Genomic DNA, 17,058 nt, shown 5'->3' on the forward strand with positions numbered 1-17,058 from the left:
GTTTTTAATCTTTTACAAAAGAGAAGGCGAATGCCGGGGCATCCTTCATGGCTTTTAGTTTGGCAGGCAGCAGTAATGTTACTTTGCCGTCTTTCACCGTCCATTTTATTTTTTCGCCGGTGGCTACCGACCGGATCACCGATCCTTTACGGGGCAGATTGCCCTCCCACTCAACAACTGCGGGCGTCCGGGCATCTTTGATCAGCGTGATCGCATAATTTGTTTTGCCGTCTTTTGAGCGGGTGAACCAGGTATTGCCGCTGTTATAAAGTTCGGTTGTACGGGTATCATATATGGCAGCTCCATTCATCTTCAGCCATTTTCCGATCTCATTGAGGCGGGAAACGGCTTCCGCTGTTAAAGTGCCGTCCGGCTGTGGTCCCACACCCAGCAGCAGGCTGCCGCCTTTGGCAACAATCTCTACCAGCGTGTGAATTACCTGTGCCGCCGGCTTTAACCGGTCGCCTTTCACATAGCCCCAGGCTCCGCCCAGGGTCATGCAGCTTTCCCAGGGGTTGTCGATCTTATGATCCGGCACGCGCTGCTCCGGTGTCTGATAATTTTCATACGGACCGTGTACCGTTCGGTCTACCATCAGGATACCAGGCTGTGCTTCCCGGGCCATAGCGGCAATTTTTGGCATATCAATATCCTGTCCCGATTCGGGGATGCGGGCGCCCCAGGCCCGCACTTCATCGGTGATGGTTTCTATGGGCCGTACCCAGCCTCCGTCCAGCCAAAGAATATCCATCCGGCCGTAGTTGTGCATCAATTCGCTGATCTGGTTATAGGTAAAGTCCTTATACTTTTGCCAGCGCCAGGGAAACTTTTTAATATCGTAGTTTACGTTCCGGTCCGGCGTTGCATACATGGGCCACCAGTAATTTTCATTATGCCAGTCGGGCTTGGAGAAATAGGCGCCTATCATAAAGCCCTGCTTGCGGAAGGCATCGAATACATATTTTGCCACGTCCGCCTTCGGGTTGTTTTTGAAGGGTCCATTTGAGATTTTAAAATCCGATTGTTTGGTATCAAACATATTAAACCCATCATGATGTTTGGTCGTAAACACCAGGTACCGCATACCGGCCGCCTTTGCAGCGCCGGCCCACTGATCCGGATCAAACCGCACCGGGTTAAAGTCTTTTTTTAATCCCCAGTACCATTGTTTATACACGGGATAGGGAATGGTACTGTCGCGCCCGATCCAGTCTTCCGAGCAAATAGACCAGGATTCCACGATGCCGGGCACTGCATATAATCCCCAGTGAATGATCATCCCAAACTTCTGATCCTGCCACTGATCCAGTTTTTGCTTTACCAGCGGATCTGCCGGCCATTCATAGAGGGTAGATTGTTGATGGATCCCCTGCTCCTGTCCATTGGCCGTAGCCAGCAGGCACAAGGCCCCTACCAGCCCTGCAACTTTCTTTATTCGTTTCCACATAACAGCAATATGTATTTAGTTCATAATAAAAATGATGACCCGGCCAGCCACTCTCCGAGCTGCGTCCGGTCCGCTTCCGCCAGTTCAAGGCGCAGCGCCCCTGCATTTTCTTCCGCCTGCTTTGCATTGCGCGCGCCCGCCAGCGCCGCAGCAACAGCGGGCTGATGCGCTGTCCAGGCCAGCACCAGTTGTGCAATGGAAGCCTGGTATCCCGCAGCCATTTCTGTTAAGCGGGTTGTAAGCCTGGCCACTTTATCCATATCAAACTGTTTAAAATAATTGCTCCGGTGGTCATCTGCTGCAAACTGCGATGCCGCATTGTATTTCCCCGTCAGCAATCCCCGCTCCATCGGACTGTAAGCGATTACCGAAAGGCCGTTTGCCAGGGCATAGGGTACTACATCTTTTTCGATATTCCGTTTCAGCATACTGTAAGGGACCTGGTCGGATGCAAGTTTTACGGTTTGCTCCGCTTCGGCCAGCTGAGCACCGTTATAATTGCATACACCAATAGCCCTTACCTTGCCTTCATCCAGCATTTTTTGCATAGCTTCCATGGTTTCGCTGATAGGCGTGGTGCTATCGGGCCAATGCAGCTGTATGAGGTCTATATAATCCGTCTGCAGGCGTTTTAAGCTGGCTTCTACTTCTTTAATGGCATTCCCGTAGCCGCCGTATTTATACACCTTTCTTGTAATGCCCGAAGGATCATTGCGCTCAAAAGCATAGTCGCCTTTTGCCTGGTCCCAAACCATTCCGAATTTTGTAAGGATCTGGAGCTTGCTGCGATCGTATCCCCGGATCGCTTTTCCTACCAGTTCTTCGCTGTATCCCATTCCGTAAATGGGAGCGGTATCAATGGACGTAATGCCATTGTCGATTGAGGTTTTAATAGCCCCTATTGAATCCGCCTCTTCATTACCGCCCCACATGGCGCCGCCAATAGCCCAGGCGCCAAGGGTAATGGGTGTTATTGAAACATCGGTAGTACCGATCCTATTTTTCATACTCTTTTTTATTCTTGTTATTAATGACCGGAAACCGGCCGGGTGAAGGTACAATCATTCTCACAAAAATTCCGGTTAAACAACGGGAAGGACGCACCCGTCTGAAATAACCCATAGAAAATGTGATCTGAAACAGTATCTTCGTTGCGTCAAATAATCACCTTCACTCAAAAAGAATATTCATGCCAAAGTATAAGAGGATTTTGCTGAAGCTCTCCGGAGAATCGTTAATGGGAGATAAAAATTTTGGGATGGACTCCGATGTCATTTCGCAGTATGCTCATGAAATCAAATCCATAACAGACCTGGGAGTAGAGGTTGCATTGGTCATTGGCGGGGGAAATATTTACAGGGGCATGAACGAGGCTGAAACCGGTATTGAGCGGGCGCATGGCGATTATATGGGTATGCTGGCCACCGTAATCAATGGGATGGCGTTGCAGGCCGGCCTGGAAAAAACAGGCCTGTTTACCCGTCTGCAAAGCGCTATTAAAATGGAGCAGATCGCAGAGCCCTATATCCGCCGCCGGGCAATCCGCCACCTGGAAAAAGGACGGGTGGTAATTTTTGGAGCAGGTACCGGGAACCCTTATTTTACCACAGATACGGCCGGCTCACTGAGGGCAATTGAGATCAATGCGGATGTGATCCTGAAAGGCACCCGCGTGGATGGTGTTTATACAGCAGACCCCGAGAAGGACCCCACTGCTACAAAATATGACGAGGTTTCCTACCAGGAATGTCTTACAAAAAATCTCCGGATTATGGATATGACTGCTTTCACGCTTTGTATGGAGAATAACCTGCCCATTATTGTATTTGATATGAACCAGCCGGGAAATCTTAAAAGGCTGGTGGAGGGCGAAAAGATTGGCACACTGATCCGCTAAGGAATCTGCTCTTGATCATTTAATTAAAAACAGCAACGGCTTCTTATATCATGAACCAGGAAATTGCCGGCATCCGGATCAACTATTCAAAAAAAAGTCTTTTGGAGGCCGATGTGGCTGCAGATCCGATCATCCAGTTTAACCGTTGGTGGCAGGAGGCCATAGAGAGCCAGATTTTGGAAGTCAACGCCATGACCCTGGCCACGGCCGATGCCAACGGCATACCAGATGCGCGGATTGTTTTATTAAAAGGCGTTTCCGAAAAAGGCTTTGTTTTTTTTACCAACTATGAAAGCCGGAAGGGGAAGGAGCTGCAGGCAAACGCCCATGCCTGCCTGGTCTTTTTCTGGAAGGAACTCGAACGTCAGGTACGGATCATGGGGCCTGTTGCCCGGGTATCAGAGGCTGAGAGCGATGCCTATTTTTATTCCCGACCCGCCGGCAGTCAGATTGGCGCTATGGCCTCGCCTCAAAGCACTGTAATCCCCAACCGGGAGTTCCTGGATCAGCAAACCAAAAGCATCACTGACAGTATTGCCGGCGGCCAGGATATCGTAAGGCCCACCCATTGGGGCGGCTACCAGGTTGCCCCTGTTTCCGTAGAGTTCTGGCAGGGAAGACCCAGCCGGCTGCACGACCGTTTGCGGTACACTTTGCAGGAAGACCTGCTTTGGAAAATTGAACGGCTGGCACCGTAGCGTTTTATCCGAAGGCCTGGCGCTTTCAAATAAAACCTGTTCAGGTTGGTGCTGAACGCTGAAGGCCGAATGCTGAATGCTGAACGCTGGAGCTAAGAAACCGCAAGGTTTTCAACGCAAATTCCCGCCTTTATAACAAGCCCGACCTGTGCATCGCTCCCCGTAACAGGGTTTTTGGTATGGTACGGAAAAAGAAAAAGCCCAAACGAATCGTTTGAGCATACACCATTTGTTCACAGCCTATAAGTCATAGCTCATAGCAATCCTATGATCCATGACCTATAAACCATCAACCTGCTTAAGCCTCCTCTTTTTTCTTTGCAGGGGCTTTGGCCGTTTTAGGGTTGGCCGGACGGCTTTTACCAAATGAGCCTTTAAAGCGCTTTCCTTTTGCTGTTTTTTTATCTCCTCTACCCATAGTTTTAAATTTTTGCAAATGTACGGTTTCTTGTCATTTTACCTCCAAAATACCCTTATGAAATTTGTGCAATAAAAATGAGGCTGTATCAAAACCTTTCATTAAAGGACTCTTGAAATACAGCCTCATCTATTTCTTTTTAGCAAGCGGTCAGATCTTAGAGGCAAGCTCTTTACCAGCTTTGAAGCGGGCAACTTTTTTTGCTTTGATTTTGATCACAGCGCCCGTTTGCGGGTTGCGGCCGTTACGCGCAGCTCTTTTGGTAACTGAAAATGTTCCAAAGCCAACCAGCGTAACTTTATCACCTTTCTTCAATGTTTTTGTTACTGCTTCAACAAAAGAATCTAAAACCGTGTTTGCCTGTGTTTTTGTGATACCGGCGTCTCCGGATATCTTGTCGATCAATTCTGCTTTGTTCATAATAAATTATTTAATGAGTGTTTTTTATAACAACCCAAAATTAGAGGGTTTTTAATGACCCCGGCAAAAAACTTTTAAAAATTACCGCTTATTGAAACGCCGGGAAACCCGCGCCGGATAAGCCTTACAGCAGAAAAGCACAACACAGTTGTCAGGTGCAAAGCCCACCAATCCGTTCAAATCCTTTACAGGCAAGCGTTTCAGAGCCTCGTCGTCTGAAATCCGCATGGAATAAGGGTTTTAGGGAATATACAAATTATATCAGACATTCCGGCTACCCCTTAAAATGTTATACACATTCAATTCACAACCTGTAAAACCGACTCAAAGCTATAACAATCCGTGCCCCAGGTCGTTTTCATCTGTGCATTCAGCGTTGCATAATGGGAGGCGGCAAACTGCTCGTAATCCGCAGCGGACCGGGCATAGAATTGAACGGCATAGGTAGGGTCGCCATCCTCATCGCGGTTCATTAATTTCAGCACCATGGCATCATAAAAACATCCCGTAGCCAGAAAGGAGGGTATATACACTTCCTGCATCCAGTTCAGCCATTGATCGTGCACTTCCCGGGCCACTTTTGTGGTCACATTCCATATATAAGCCGGTTTCATCAGCGTTTTAGTTTTAAGTATACAGGACAATGATCGCTATGTTTTACGTCCGGATAGATTTCTGCATCTGCAACTTTCTTTTTCAATGCGTCGCTCACCGTTATATAGTCGATCCGCCATCCTTTGTTGTTCAGCCGCACAGAGGGAAAGCGCTGGCTCCACCAACTATAGCGATGGGGCTCATCGGGGTGCACCATCCGGAATGTATCATTGAACCCGTTCTTCAGGAATTTAGTCATCCACTCCCGTTCTTCCGGAAGAAAACCTGAGGATTTTTTGTTTCCCTTGGGATCGTGGATATCAATCGCCTCATGGGCAATATTATAATCGCCGCAAAGCACCAACTCGGGTTGGGTTTTCCGCAGTTCCTCCAGGTAGCTATAAAACTCATCCAGCCACATGTATTTGAAGGACTGCCGCAGGTCGCCACTGGTGCCGCTTGGAAAATAGGCATTGATCAGCCTTATAGTACCAAAATCCAATTGCAGCACCCTTCCTTCTTCATCGCTGGTATGATGCCCCGTGCCGCAGATAACCTGATCGGGTTTGATCTTTGTAAATACGGCCACGCCACTGTAGCCTTTTTTCTGGGCCGAGAACCAGTAATCTTCATAACCAAGCTCCTGTAGCTGCCGGGTATCCACATCCTCCCGGAGCGCCTTTGTTTCCTGGATACAGATCACATCGGCGGGGTCGGTCTTCAGCCAATCCAGAAAACCTTTTTTGATGGCAGCCCGGATGCCATTAACATTATAACTGATAATACGCATAGAGTACGGTTGATTAAAGAAAACAAAAATAAAAGGATTTCGTTATTAAAAAATTATATATGGATTATATTCGTATCCCTGATATAACAGCGTATGAACCTAAAAGAAAAGAGCAGGAAGGCGGGGCGTATCATTCCCGCAAAGGAGCATGTATATTTAGACGGGCCTAAAAGCAGGACCTATGAACTGGGATTTGCGTTTCATGTGTTGTGGCAATTTCTGAAAGGATTCCGGACCTTGCACTTTGTAGGCCCCTGCATCACCGTTTTTGGGTCGGCCCGCTTTAGGGAGGACCATATTTACTATCAAAAGGCGGAGGAATTTGGAAAAAGAATAGCGGAGCTGGGATTTACCACGATGACGGGCGGCGGCCCGGGCATTATGGAAGCCGCCAACAGGGGCGCCTTTGAAAACGGCGGCGAGTCTGTTGGCTGCAATATTAAGCTGCCCTTTGAGCAACATTACAACAAATATCTTACGGCATCGGTAACTTTTGAACACTTCTTTGTGCGCAAGGTATTGCTGGTAAAATACAGTTACGCATTTATCATTATGCCCGGAGGATTTGGCACCATGGATGAATTTTTCGAAACCATAACCCTGATCCAGACCAAAACCATTACGCAGTTTCCGATTGTGCTGTTTGGGAAGGAATTTTATAAAGAACTGATGCTGGCTATCGAAAGCATGGCCGCCAAAGGCACCATTTCAAAAGAGGATATGGACCTGGTATTGCTGACAGATGATGTGGACGAGGCTATGAACCACATCAGCCAATACATTACCACCAACTACAAAATAAAGAAACGCTGGCGCATTCCGTGGTTATTTGAGAAACGGTAAAGTTCGATATCTTTACCTAAATAAATTTTAATTTCTATGCGGATCCTTTTTGTTGTTCTGTTGTCGGTGATTTCTTTTTTCTCCCATGCCCAGGAAAAATTTCCGCGAAAATGGGTGCAGCTGTTCAACGGGAAAGATCTTACCGGCTGGACACCCAAGATCACCGGCTATGCTTATGGCGATAATTTTGGCAATACCTTCCGCGTGGTTGACAAAAAACTAACGGTCAATTATGACCATTATAAAACTTTTAACGACCGTTTTGGGCACCTGTTCTATAAAACCCCTTACTCCTATTACCTGTTTGCGGTTGAGTACCGTTTTGTGGGCAAACAGAATACCGGCGCTCCGGGATGGGCTTATAAAAACAGCGGTGTTATGATCCACTGCCAGCCACCCGCTACCATGGGCAAAGACCAGGATTTCCCCATCTCCATTGAGGTACAATTGCTGGGCGGCGATGCCACAGGAGAGCGGAGCACCTGCAATCTGTGCACACCGGGTACCAATGTGGAAATGGATGGCAAACTGGTAACACAGCATTGTATTAACTCTACCTCAAAAACCTTCCGCAACGAGGAATGGGTACGGGCCGAGATCCTGGTGCTGGGCGATTCGGTGATCAAGCACATCGCCAACGGAGATACCGTGCTGGTTTACCAGAAACCGCAGATCGGAGGCGGCAACGTGTCGCATTTTGACCCTACGGTGAAAAAAGACGGGGAGCTTCTGAAATCCGGCTATATATCCCTGCAGAGTGAAGGCCATCCCATAGAATTCAGAAAGGTTGAGATTATTGATCTGAGCCCTTATTATGAAAAAAAACCGGCAAACACAAAGAGCAAATCGCGCAAAAAATGAGCCGTTTTAAATTTGCCCACGCCAGCAAGCAATCATCCTGATACGTGGATCCTTTATATGGCCCCTGTGCTTCCTTGCTTTCCTTTCCTGCAGCCGCAAGGTTAGCGAAACGGGCAGCGCCTCCTACTATGCCGATAGCTTCAACGGGCGACAAACAGCCAGTGGCGCTATTTTTCGCCAGCATAAAAAAACCGCAGCGCATCCCTCCCTGCCCTTTGGTACAAAAGTGCGGGTAACCAACCTGAAAAATGGCCGGAAAGTAAAAGTACATATCAACGACCGGGGGCCGTTCGTTCAGGGGCGGATCATTGACCTCAGCAAAAAATCGGCAAAAAAGATCGGAATGCTAAAAGACGGGGTTATACCAGTAACCATCACTTATAAAAAAAAGTAGTCGCCGGTCTTGCAAAACCGGCGACCCGGGTTTAGAGGGCTAAGAGTAGCCACATCCTGAGCCGGAAGCAGGGTAGCTTACCGGCATCTATTTGATTATCATTTAATTCTTTGAAGGCCTATCTTTTCCATCGTTTGGTAAAAATAGCGTATATCTGCTAATCCGTTCAAATTTCCCAAATAGCGGGGTGCTTCTGATACCAGATAAATCTTTTTCCAAATTCCGGCCTTCAGGAATTGCGGCGTGCCTGACAATTAGTAAACTCCGGACCTATAACAATTTATTCATTTAAAAAGCCCTCAATTCAGACAAAAAATCATCAAACCAATCTTTTTAATCCATTTTTTTTTCGATTTTCTTTTCTTAATTAAAATTTTAAAATAAGTTTAGTTATTTTCGGTGGTATAACGAAACAAACTGATCATGGAATCAAGAACGATTGTTGCACAGGAGCGGCCGCTTCTGTTTTCTGAAAGCAGGAAACAATATCTCTTTAAGGTGCGGTTACTAAAGTACTTATATGAGGTAAATGCGGCTTCTGTTGGGGAGATTTGTAAGGCGCTTTCTATAAGTACACCAACAACGCTTAAACTGCTGGGCGAGCTGACTAAAGAACAGTGGATCGAAAAGCGGGGTTTTGGAAAGTCGATGGGAGGCCGGAAACCTGATCTCTTTGGCCTCAAACCAGGGGCGCTGTATACTCTTTGTATCGATATTGAGCTGTTTACCGTAAAAATGGTCGTTATGGATAATGTGCACGTTGAAAGCACATCTATTGTGACCAGCCAGCACACCTTGTCGAAAGACCGGCAGGAAATTGACCAGATCCATCAGCTGGCCGTTGCCTTACTGGATCAGTCGGGCATTGACAGAAGCCGCCTTATCGGCGTCAGCATTGGTATGCCGGGACTGGTAGATTCGTTCCGGGGGGAGAACTATAGTTATTTTACAAGCGATGTGCCCGGGAAAACACTGCAGCATTCTTTTGAGGAAAAATTCGGGCTGCCGGTGGTACTTCAGAACGATGTAAAGGGAACTGCAGTGGCCGAACTGCGGCACGGGCAGGCGCTTGGTAAAAAGAATGCCCTGGTATTGCTGATGGATTGGGGGGTTGGCCTGGGCATTATTATGGACGGGAAAGTGCGGCAGGGCGCATCGGGTTTTTCGGGGGAAATGGGCCACATGCCTTTTATTGATAATGGAGATCTCTGCTACTGCGGCAAACATGGCTGCCTGGAAACAGTTGCCTCCGGCCTGGCGCTGGCCAAAATGGCAAAGGAAGGTATCCTCTCAGGCAAAAATTCCATTCTGGCAGAGCTCTCCGAAAAAGAAATCGACAATATTGAGGCGGAAGTGGTCATCCGGGCGGCCAACCGGGGCGATCAGTATGCCATAAAACTACTGTCCAATATCGGCACCAATATGGGCAAGGGCATTTCGACCCTCATCCAGCTGTTTAACCCGGAACTGATCGTGCTGGGGGGCAAGATCGCTGAAGCCCGGCAATACATTACGCTGCCCATGCAGCAGGCTATCAATACTTATTGCATGACACAGATCCGCGAAAAAGCCTCTATCGTTTCTTCGGAACTGGGCAAGAACGGGCGATTGCTGGGCTACGCCACAGCGTCCTTTGATCACTATTTTGACTGTCTGCTGAATGAACTGGAAGGATAACCATATTACTCCAGCACCGGCCGCAACCAGCGCCGCAGGTCCTCTTCCGGCATTTCCTTACGTTGTACATAATCCAGGAACTGGTCTTCCTGAATTTTCCCCACGCCAAAGTACTTACTTTCCGGGTGGCTGAAATACCAGCCGCAAACCGATGAGGCAGGGTACATGGCCAATGCTTCTGTAAGATGGATGCCCGTAGATGCCTCGCCGCCCAGCAGCCGGAACAGCTTCCGTTTTTCCGTATGATCGGGACAGGCCGGGTAGCCGGGGGCGGGGCGGATGCCCAGGTATTTTTCCTGAATCAACTCTTCATTTGAAAGCTGCTCATCCCGGATATACCCCCATAGTTCCTTCCGCACTTTCTCGTGCAGCAGTTCCGCAAATGCCTCTGCAAACCGGTCTGAAAGCGCCTGCAGGTTAATCTTGCTGTAATCATCGTTTTGGGCGATGAACCGCTCTATATGCGGTTCTATACCATGTATAGTTACAGAGAAAGCGCCTATGAAATCAGAAGGGGCTTTAGCGGCATCTTCTCCAATCTCACTGCTGTCTGGGGATGGGCATATAAAATCAGCCAGGCTTAAATTGGGTTGCCCTGCCGCTTTTTTTATCTGCTGGCGCAGGAATTGAAGGGGAATGATATCTTCATCACTCTTGTGCACCAGTACTGTATCATCTGCTGTTTTATGCGCCGGCCAGAACCCCGCCGTGCCCTGAGCCGTAAGCCACTGCTCTGCAATGATCTGGTCCAGCATTTTATTAGCATCTGCGTACAATTTTGAAGCCTCTTTTCCAACTATGGGATCTTCCAGTATCTGCGGAAATTTACCATGCAGCTCCCATGAAATAAAGAAAGGCTGCCAGTCGATATACTTTCTTATTTCTGAAAGATCGTAGTTATTAAACGTACGCACACCGGTATAAGACGGGGTTACCGGCTTAAAACCGGTCCAATCGATTGCCCCCTTATTTTCCTGTGCCGCTTTAAATGGCAGGAATTCTTTTACCTTTTTTTTGCTGGCAAAATCCGCCGCCAGTTTGGTGTATTCGGCCCGGATGCCTTCCAGGAACTGTGGTTTCTGTTCCGGGTTTAACAGGGAGCCGGCCACCGTAACACTGCGGGATGCATCCAATACATGCACTACACCCTTATCAAACTGGGGGGCTATTTTTACGGCGGTATGCATCCGCGATGTGGTAGCGCCTCCGATGAGCAAGGGCTGTGGCATATTGCGACGCTGCATTTCATGCGCCACATTTACCATCTCATCCAGTGAGGGCGTAATCAATCCGCTCACCCCAATGATATCCACTTTTTCTTTTTCGGCCGTATCCAGCAGTTTATCGGTAGGCACCATCACCCCCATATCAATAATCTTGTATCCGTTACAGGCCAGTACCACGCCTACAATGTTTTTTCCAATATCATGCACATCGCCTTTTACAGTAGCCAGCAGGATGGTTGGTGCCGTATCTTCATCAAGATCGGGGTTGGCCAGTTTTTCTTCTTCGATAAAGGGCGTCAGCCAGGCTACGCTCTTTTTCATTACCCGGGCGCTTTTCACCACCTGGGGCAAAAACATTTTTCCGGCTCCAAACAGATCGCCCACTACATCCATACCCGCCATCAAAGGGCCTTCGATCACTTCCAGCGGCCGCGGATATTTTAACCGTGCTTCCTCCGTATCGGTATCAATATAATCCGTAATACCGTTTACCAGCGCATGTTTCAGGCGTTCTTCCACATCCGTATTTCTCCAGGCAAGGTCTTTTTTCTCCGTCTTGCCCGAAGCCCTCACCGTTTCTGCAAAGGCTAGCAGCTTTTCGGTAGCCTCGTTATTTTCATTATTCCGGTTCAGGATCACATCTTCGCATAGCTGGCGCAATTGGGGCTCTATTTCATCATAAACCACCAGCTGTCCCGCGTTTACAATGCCCATATTCATACCCGCCTTTATAGCGTAATATAAAAATACAGCATGCATGGCCTCGCGTACCGGCTCATTGCCCCGGAAGGAAAAGGATAGATTGCTAACACCGCCGCTGATACTTACTGCCGGCATCAGCTGCTTGATCTCCTTTATGGCCTCAATAAAATCGACCCCGTAGTTGTTGTGTTCTTCCAGCCCCGTGGCGATGGCAAAAATATTGGGATCAAAAATGATGTCCTGCGGCGGAATACCCACTGTTTCGGTAAGAATCTTATACGCACGGTGGCAAATGTTCACCTTCCGCTCTCTGGTATCCGCCTGCCCCTGCTCGTCAAAAGCCATTACCACCACGGCTGCGCCAAAACTCTTACAGATGATGGCCTGCTCAATAAACTTTTCTTCCCCTTCCTTCATGGAAATGGAGTTCACAATACATTTTCCCTGTACGCATTTAAGTCCGGCCTGTATGATCTCGAATTTTGAAGAATCGATCATCACCGGCACTTTAGCAATATCCGGTTCACTTTGCACCAGGTTAATAAAGGTGGTCATGGCCTGTACGCCATCCAGCAGGGCATCGTCCATATTGATATCGATGACCTGGGCGCCATTCTCTACCTGCTGCCGGGCCACACTCAGCGCTTCTTCATATTTGTTCTCCCGGATCAGGCGTGCAAATTTTTTGGATCCGGTGACATTGGTACGCTCTCCAACATTTATAAAGTTAGACTCCGGCCGCACCACCAGTGGCTCCAGTCCGGATAAACTTAAATAAGAATGAACTTTTGTAGTTGCTGCCATAAATACGCTCCTGGTTATTATTTTATATTTTTCTGCATTCTACTCAATAATTTCAGCTACCGGTAACGCCCTCGGCTCCAATCCCTTTACCGCTTTTGCTATGGCGGCAATATGCGCCGGCGTAGTGCCACAGCATCCGCCCACAATATTTACATAGCCTTCTTTTGCCCAATCTTCAAGAAACGCCGCTGTTTGTTCGGGCGTTTCATCATACTCGCCCATTGCATTGGGCAAGCCTGCATTGGGGTAGGCCGATACAAAGCAATCCGCCAGATGCGACAGTTCGCTTACATGCGGGCGCATTTCCTTTGCACCCAGGGCACAGTTGAGACCAATGCTCAATGGATTGGCATGGGCCATCGAGATGTAAAAAGCTTCGAGGGTTTGCCCGCTGAGGGTTCTTCCCGAGGCATCGGTAATAGTACCGCTGATCATAACCGGCGCACCCTCCCGTCCGTTGTTAAACCGCACCGCCGCCTCCGGGTGCTCCCTGAAAAATTTCTTGGCGGCAAAGATGGCTGCTTTGGCATTGAGCGTATCAAAAATAGTTTCGATCAGTAACACATCCACTCCTCCATCCACCAGCCCGCGGATCTGCTCCACATAAGCTGCGACCACCTCATCAAAAGTAACGGCCCGGTAACCGGGATTATTCACATCCGGTGATAAAGACAGCGTTTTGTTGAGCGGGCCAATGGCGCCTGCAATAAATTTAGGGCCCGTTCCCGGATGGGCGCCAACAAATGCATCAATAGCGGCACGTGCGCATTTTACGGATGCCACGTTCAATTCATACGCCAGAGACTGCATATCATAGTCTGCCTGGGCAATGGAAGTAGAGCTGAAGGTATTGGTTTCGATAATATCGGAACCCGCCTCCAGGTACTCGGTATGAATGGCTTTAATCACATCCGGGCGGGTAATACTGAGCAGGTCATTATTTCCTTTTACATCCTGGTGCCAGTCCTTAAAACGTTCTCCACGGTAGTCCGCTTCCGTTAACCGGTAACGCTGAATCATGGTACCCATGGCTCCATCCAGTACCAGTATCCGTTGCTGCAACAGCTCCTTTATTTTGTTCATGCTACAAAATTTTAATGCGTGTAATTGTATACTTCGGCTTTGCTCAGCATACAAGGACCTGTAACTAAAATAAACGTGGGAAATCTTTGGTGGGAATTCTAACGTTTATTAGTTCAGATTTTTAAACAGGCTGAACAATAAACAAATCCGCCTGCGGATGCAAAGGTAGGTCTTTTTAGCTATCAGTCAGCAATCAGCTTTAAGTCCTCAGCTATCAGAGAAGCAGGAGGACATCAAAACGTGAATGGTCAATAGTCAATGGAGCCTGAAACCGGCCTTCGGTAGGCTCATGCAATTGAACGCCAGGTGTTAAAGATCAAACAAAGCCATGGAATCCGCTCAAAGTAAAGCCTTCCGCAGTTACCCCGGTTCCGGCGCGAACCTGGAACCTGAAACCTGAAACTTGAAACCTACCCCCTACCGGCTCATATATTTCTCTACCGGCAACCGGTTCTGCAAACTGCGGCCCAGTGTAAGTTCGTCTGCATATTCCAGCTCGCCGCCAAAAGCGATCCCTCTTGCTATAGTGGTAACCCGTACCTGTTTGTCTTCCAGTTTTTTCTGAATATAGTAGATGGTGGTGTCTCCCTGGATGGTAGGATTAAGGGCAAAGATCAGTTCTTCCGTTTTTTCGTGCTCTACCCGGTGCAGGAGGGAGCCGATGTTCAGCTGATCGGGGCCAACGCCATCCAGCGGCGAAATAACCCCGCCCAGCACATGATAAGTACCATTGTACTGCTGGGTACTTTCGATCGCTATCACATCCCGGATGGTTTCCACCACGCAAATCGTATGCTGCTGCCGGTTGGAGTTGGCGCAAACTGCACAGAAGTCACCATCTGCTACATTAAAACAGCGTTTGCAGAAGCAGATCTCCCGGCGCATACGGTCGATGGTTTCACTAAACCGGCTAACCACACCCGGCTCCTGCCGCAACAGGTGCAAAACCAACCTTAAGGCGGTTTTTTTACCAATGCCCGGAAGCTTTGCAAACTCATTTACTGCCGATTCCAATAAGCCAGAAGAAAACTGCATCCTGCAAAGATACACAACTTGTTATTTGCGCCGCAGCGCCGGGAGCTGTCAAAAAACATCCCGCCCAAAGCGGATGGCGGATCGCCTGCGGATCAATTCCCCGGCCTGATCCATCAGAATTGGTACATATTAACAATCACTAAGCATGCCGGTAGCGTCATTTTCGGCAAAAGCAATTATGTTTGCAATTCATATATGCAAATAAAGCGCCTGATTGGTATATTTTTCGCAGCGGCAACCGCAATCCTGCTTATTTATGCGGGCAGCGGATGCGCTAATATTATTGCCCCCAGTGGCGGTCCAAGGGATTCCCTGCCACCGCAGATCGTGCGGGCAGATCCTCCAAACGAGACCAAACATTTTAATCAGAAAAAGATCACTTTTTACTTTAATGAGTATGTGGATCTGAATGACGTATACCAGAACCTGGTGGTATCGCCCCTGCCCAAAATACCTCCGCAGGTAGACCGTAAATTAAAAACGGTTACGGTGAAATGGAAAGACAGCCTGAAGGAAAATACTACCTATGTGCTCAATTTCACCAATGTGATTAAAGATATCACAGAGGGCAATAAAGCCAGGGATATGCTTTATGTGGTAAGTACCGGCGATTATTTTGATTCACTTCAGCTGAGCGGGAACGTAAAAATGGCCAAAACGGTAAAGCCCGACTCTACGTTAACCGTAATGCTGCACTCCAACCTGGAAGACAGCTCCATCTTTAAACAGAACCCCGATTATATAGCGCGGCTCGACAGTAGCGGCAATTTCCTGTTCCGTTACCTGCGTCCCGGCACTTATCGCCTTTATGCTATCAAAAGCGAGGGTGGCTCCTATATGTATACCAGCAAACAGCAGGTATTTGCCTTCGCCGACTCGCCCATTGTGGTAACCCAGGTACCTCCCCCGCCCGTGCGGCTCTATGCTTACGTGGAGGAGGAGAAAGACCAGCAACCCGGCGGCAATGCCGAAGAGCCCGAGCTGGATAAAAAGGAAAAACGCCTGAAGTTCCAGGACAACCTGCAGACAGGCAAACAAGACCTGCTGTCTCCATTCCGGCTTACCTTTCCAAGCGCTCTAAAAAACTATTTTCCCGAAAAAATGGTACTGACGACAGACAGTACTTATACACCCGCCACCGGGTATAAATTTACGCTTGACAGCACCCGGAGAATCATTACAATGAACATGGCCTGGAAAGAGGGTACGCGCTATAACCTGGTTTTGCCCAGGGATTTCGCTTCCGACAGCCTGGACCGTGGATTACTAAGACCCGATACCATAGTGTTTACGGCCAGGGAACGCAAAGAATACGGACAGGCGCGGATCACATTCAATAATCTTGATACTTCAGAACACCCGGTGCTGCTGGTTTCACAAGGCGGCGCTATTAGAAATGCATTTCCACTCAAAAGCAAAGTGCTGGATATTGACTTGTATCTTCCGGGAGAATACGACCTGCAGATTCTTTTTGACCGCAATGGCAACAACCAGTGGGATCCGGGGGATTTTATAAAACACCGGCAGCCGGAGTTTATTGTGCCGCTCGACCGGAAGCTTACCTTCAAGCCCAACTGGACACTGGAACCGGAGATCAATTTAAAGCCATCACCGTAACAATTAGTTTCACGTTTAAGGTTTAACGTTCAAAGTTAGACCCTGTTTTTACTCTTGATGTACTTAGGGCCTGCTGATTAACTCGAATACCCAGGCTTTTTCCTTCCACTTTTCTCCCGATTGATCGGGAATGAAAAGTGGAGCAACCGATCGAAGGGATAAGGTCCATTAAAAAAATAATAAATCAGCGAATAAAATCTTGTCGCCACTTCTTTAGCAGGATCGGGGTTATCGCTGTAACAAACGGTGAAGGTTGTGTCGATTAGAGCATAGAAATGCTAAAGCTGAGTACAGTGATCTGCGTAGAAATTGGCGCCATCTGAGGGAGCAACTTAAAGCATTCTGTGCTTCTGTGCTTCAGTGGCAAACATAGTAAACTCTGAGATCCTGAAACAAGAATAGATCCCGGGTCAAGCCCGGGATGACATCTTCAGAGCGACATCATGCTGTAAAGCGACTTTTGAGACAGCATTTTCTGTGGAAATCTGTAGAATAGGTGAGCAATACATTAAACGTTTGTGTCCTAAAGGAAACGGTATTGATTGACTATTC

General features: G+C 48.1%; 16 protein-coding genes. 7 read left to right on the forward strand and 9 right to left on the reverse strand.

Annotated elements, in window-relative coordinates:
* Positions 1-4: 4 nt before the first annotated feature.
* Positions 5-1,447 carry an alpha-L-fucosidase gene (locus tag GGU45_RS05365; RefSeq protein ID WP_435222704.1) on the reverse strand — a complete coding sequence of 481 codons (1,443 nt, stop codon included), beginning with the start codon at positions 1,445-1,447 and terminating at the stop codon, positions 5-7.
* Positions 1,448-1,467: 20 nt separating this feature from the next.
* A complete protein-coding gene (locus GGU45_RS05370) occupies positions 1,468-2,454 on the reverse strand; it encodes an aldo/keto reductase (RefSeq protein ID WP_435222706.1) in 987 nt (328 codons plus the stop codon).
* 182 nt (positions 2,455-2,636) lie between these two features.
* On the opposite strand from GGU45_RS05370, the gene pyrH reads away from it, so the two are divergent.
* Entirely contained in the window at positions 2,637-3,344 is a 708-nt protein-coding gene (gene pyrH / locus GGU45_RS05375) for a UMP kinase (RefSeq protein WP_435222708.1), read from the forward strand.
* Between the two features lie 50 nt (positions 3,345-3,394).
* Positions 3,395-4,042 (forward strand): pyridoxamine 5'-phosphate oxidase, encoded by a 648-nt coding sequence (pdxH, locus tag GGU45_RS05380; RefSeq protein ID WP_435222710.1) that lies wholly within the window; start codon positions 3,395-3,397, stop codon positions 4,040-4,042.
* Positions 4,043-4,340: 298 nt separating this feature from the next.
* On the opposite strand, the gene GGU45_RS05385 is transcribed toward pdxH, so the two are convergent.
* The 4 genes from GGU45_RS05385 to GGU45_RS05400 all read right to left on the reverse strand — a co-directional run bounded on the left by GGU45_RS05385 (position 4,341) and on the right by GGU45_RS05400 (position 6,264).
* Positions 4,341-4,478, reverse strand: a complete 138-nt coding sequence (locus tag GGU45_RS05385) for a 30S ribosomal protein THX (protein WP_435222711.1) — start codon at positions 4,476-4,478, stop codon at positions 4,341-4,343.
* A gap of 132 nt (positions 4,479-4,610) precedes the next feature.
* Positions 4,611-4,880 (reverse strand): HU family DNA-binding protein, encoded by a 270-nt coding sequence (locus tag GGU45_RS05390; RefSeq protein WP_435222713.1) that lies wholly within the window; start codon positions 4,878-4,880, stop codon positions 4,611-4,613.
* A 299-nt stretch (positions 4,881-5,179) separates the two neighbouring features.
* On the reverse strand, positions 5,180-5,494 hold the full coding sequence (locus GGU45_RS05395; protein ID WP_435222715.1) for a DUF4286 family protein: 315 nt from the start codon (positions 5,492-5,494) through the stop codon (positions 5,180-5,182).
* Positions 5,494-6,264, reverse strand: a complete 771-nt coding sequence (locus tag GGU45_RS05400; protein WP_435222716.1) for an exodeoxyribonuclease III — start codon at positions 6,262-6,264, stop codon at positions 5,494-5,496. Before GGU45_RS05400 ends, GGU45_RS05395 begins: the two co-directional genes overlap by 1 nt.
* A 93-nt stretch (positions 6,265-6,357) precedes the next feature.
* Here GGU45_RS05400 and GGU45_RS05405 point away from each other — a divergent pair, with 93 nt between their 5' ends.
* The 4 genes from GGU45_RS05405 (at position 6,358) to GGU45_RS05420 (ending at position 10,039) form a co-directional block, all read left to right on the forward strand.
* Positions 6,358-7,107, forward strand: coding sequence for an LOG family protein (locus GGU45_RS05405; RefSeq protein ID WP_435222718.1), 750 nt, complete (start codon positions 6,358-6,360; stop codon positions 7,105-7,107).
* Between the two features lie 36 nt (positions 7,108-7,143).
* Complete coding sequence (locus GGU45_RS05410) at positions 7,144-7,968, forward strand: 3-keto-disaccharide hydrolase (protein WP_435222719.1); 825 nt, start codon at positions 7,144-7,146, stop codon at positions 7,966-7,968.
* A gap of 64 nt (positions 7,969-8,032) precedes the next feature.
* A complete protein-coding gene (locus GGU45_RS05415; protein WP_435223124.1) occupies positions 8,033-8,362 on the forward strand; it encodes a septal ring lytic transglycosylase RlpA family protein in 330 nt (109 codons plus the stop codon).
* 423 nt (positions 8,363-8,785) lie between these two features.
* Positions 8,786-10,039 (forward strand): ROK family protein, encoded by a 1,254-nt coding sequence (locus tag GGU45_RS05420; RefSeq protein ID WP_435222720.1) that lies wholly within the window; start codon positions 8,786-8,788, stop codon positions 10,037-10,039.
* A gap of 5 nt (positions 10,040-10,044) precedes the next feature.
* On the opposite strand, the gene metH is transcribed toward GGU45_RS05420, so the two are convergent.
* From metH to recR, 3 genes are all read right to left on the reverse strand, one after another.
* On the reverse strand, positions 10,045-12,771 hold the full coding sequence (metH, locus tag GGU45_RS05425; RefSeq protein WP_435222722.1) for a methionine synthase: 2,727 nt from the start codon (positions 12,769-12,771) through the stop codon (positions 10,045-10,047).
* 39 nt (positions 12,772-12,810) lie between these two features.
* Entirely contained in the window at positions 12,811-13,854 is a 1,044-nt protein-coding gene (locus tag GGU45_RS05430) for a homocysteine S-methyltransferase family protein (RefSeq protein WP_435222724.1), read from the reverse strand.
* Between the two features lie 417 nt (positions 13,855-14,271).
* Entirely contained in the window at positions 14,272-14,889 is a 618-nt protein-coding gene (gene recR / locus GGU45_RS05435; protein WP_435222726.1) for a recombination mediator RecR, read from the reverse strand.
* Between the two features lie 195 nt (positions 14,890-15,084).
* Between recR and GGU45_RS05440 the strand changes: the two genes are divergently transcribed.
* Complete coding sequence (locus GGU45_RS05440) at positions 15,085-16,506, forward strand: Ig-like domain-containing domain (RefSeq protein ID WP_435222728.1); 1,422 nt, start codon at positions 15,085-15,087, stop codon at positions 16,504-16,506.
* Positions 16,507-17,058: the final 552 nt, after the last annotated feature.

Origin of the sequence: Niabella hirudinis (genome assembly GCF_051201075.1) — a bacterium.
Classification (GTDB): Bacteria; Bacteroidota; Bacteroidia; order Chitinophagales; family Chitinophagaceae; genus Niabella; species Niabella hirudinis.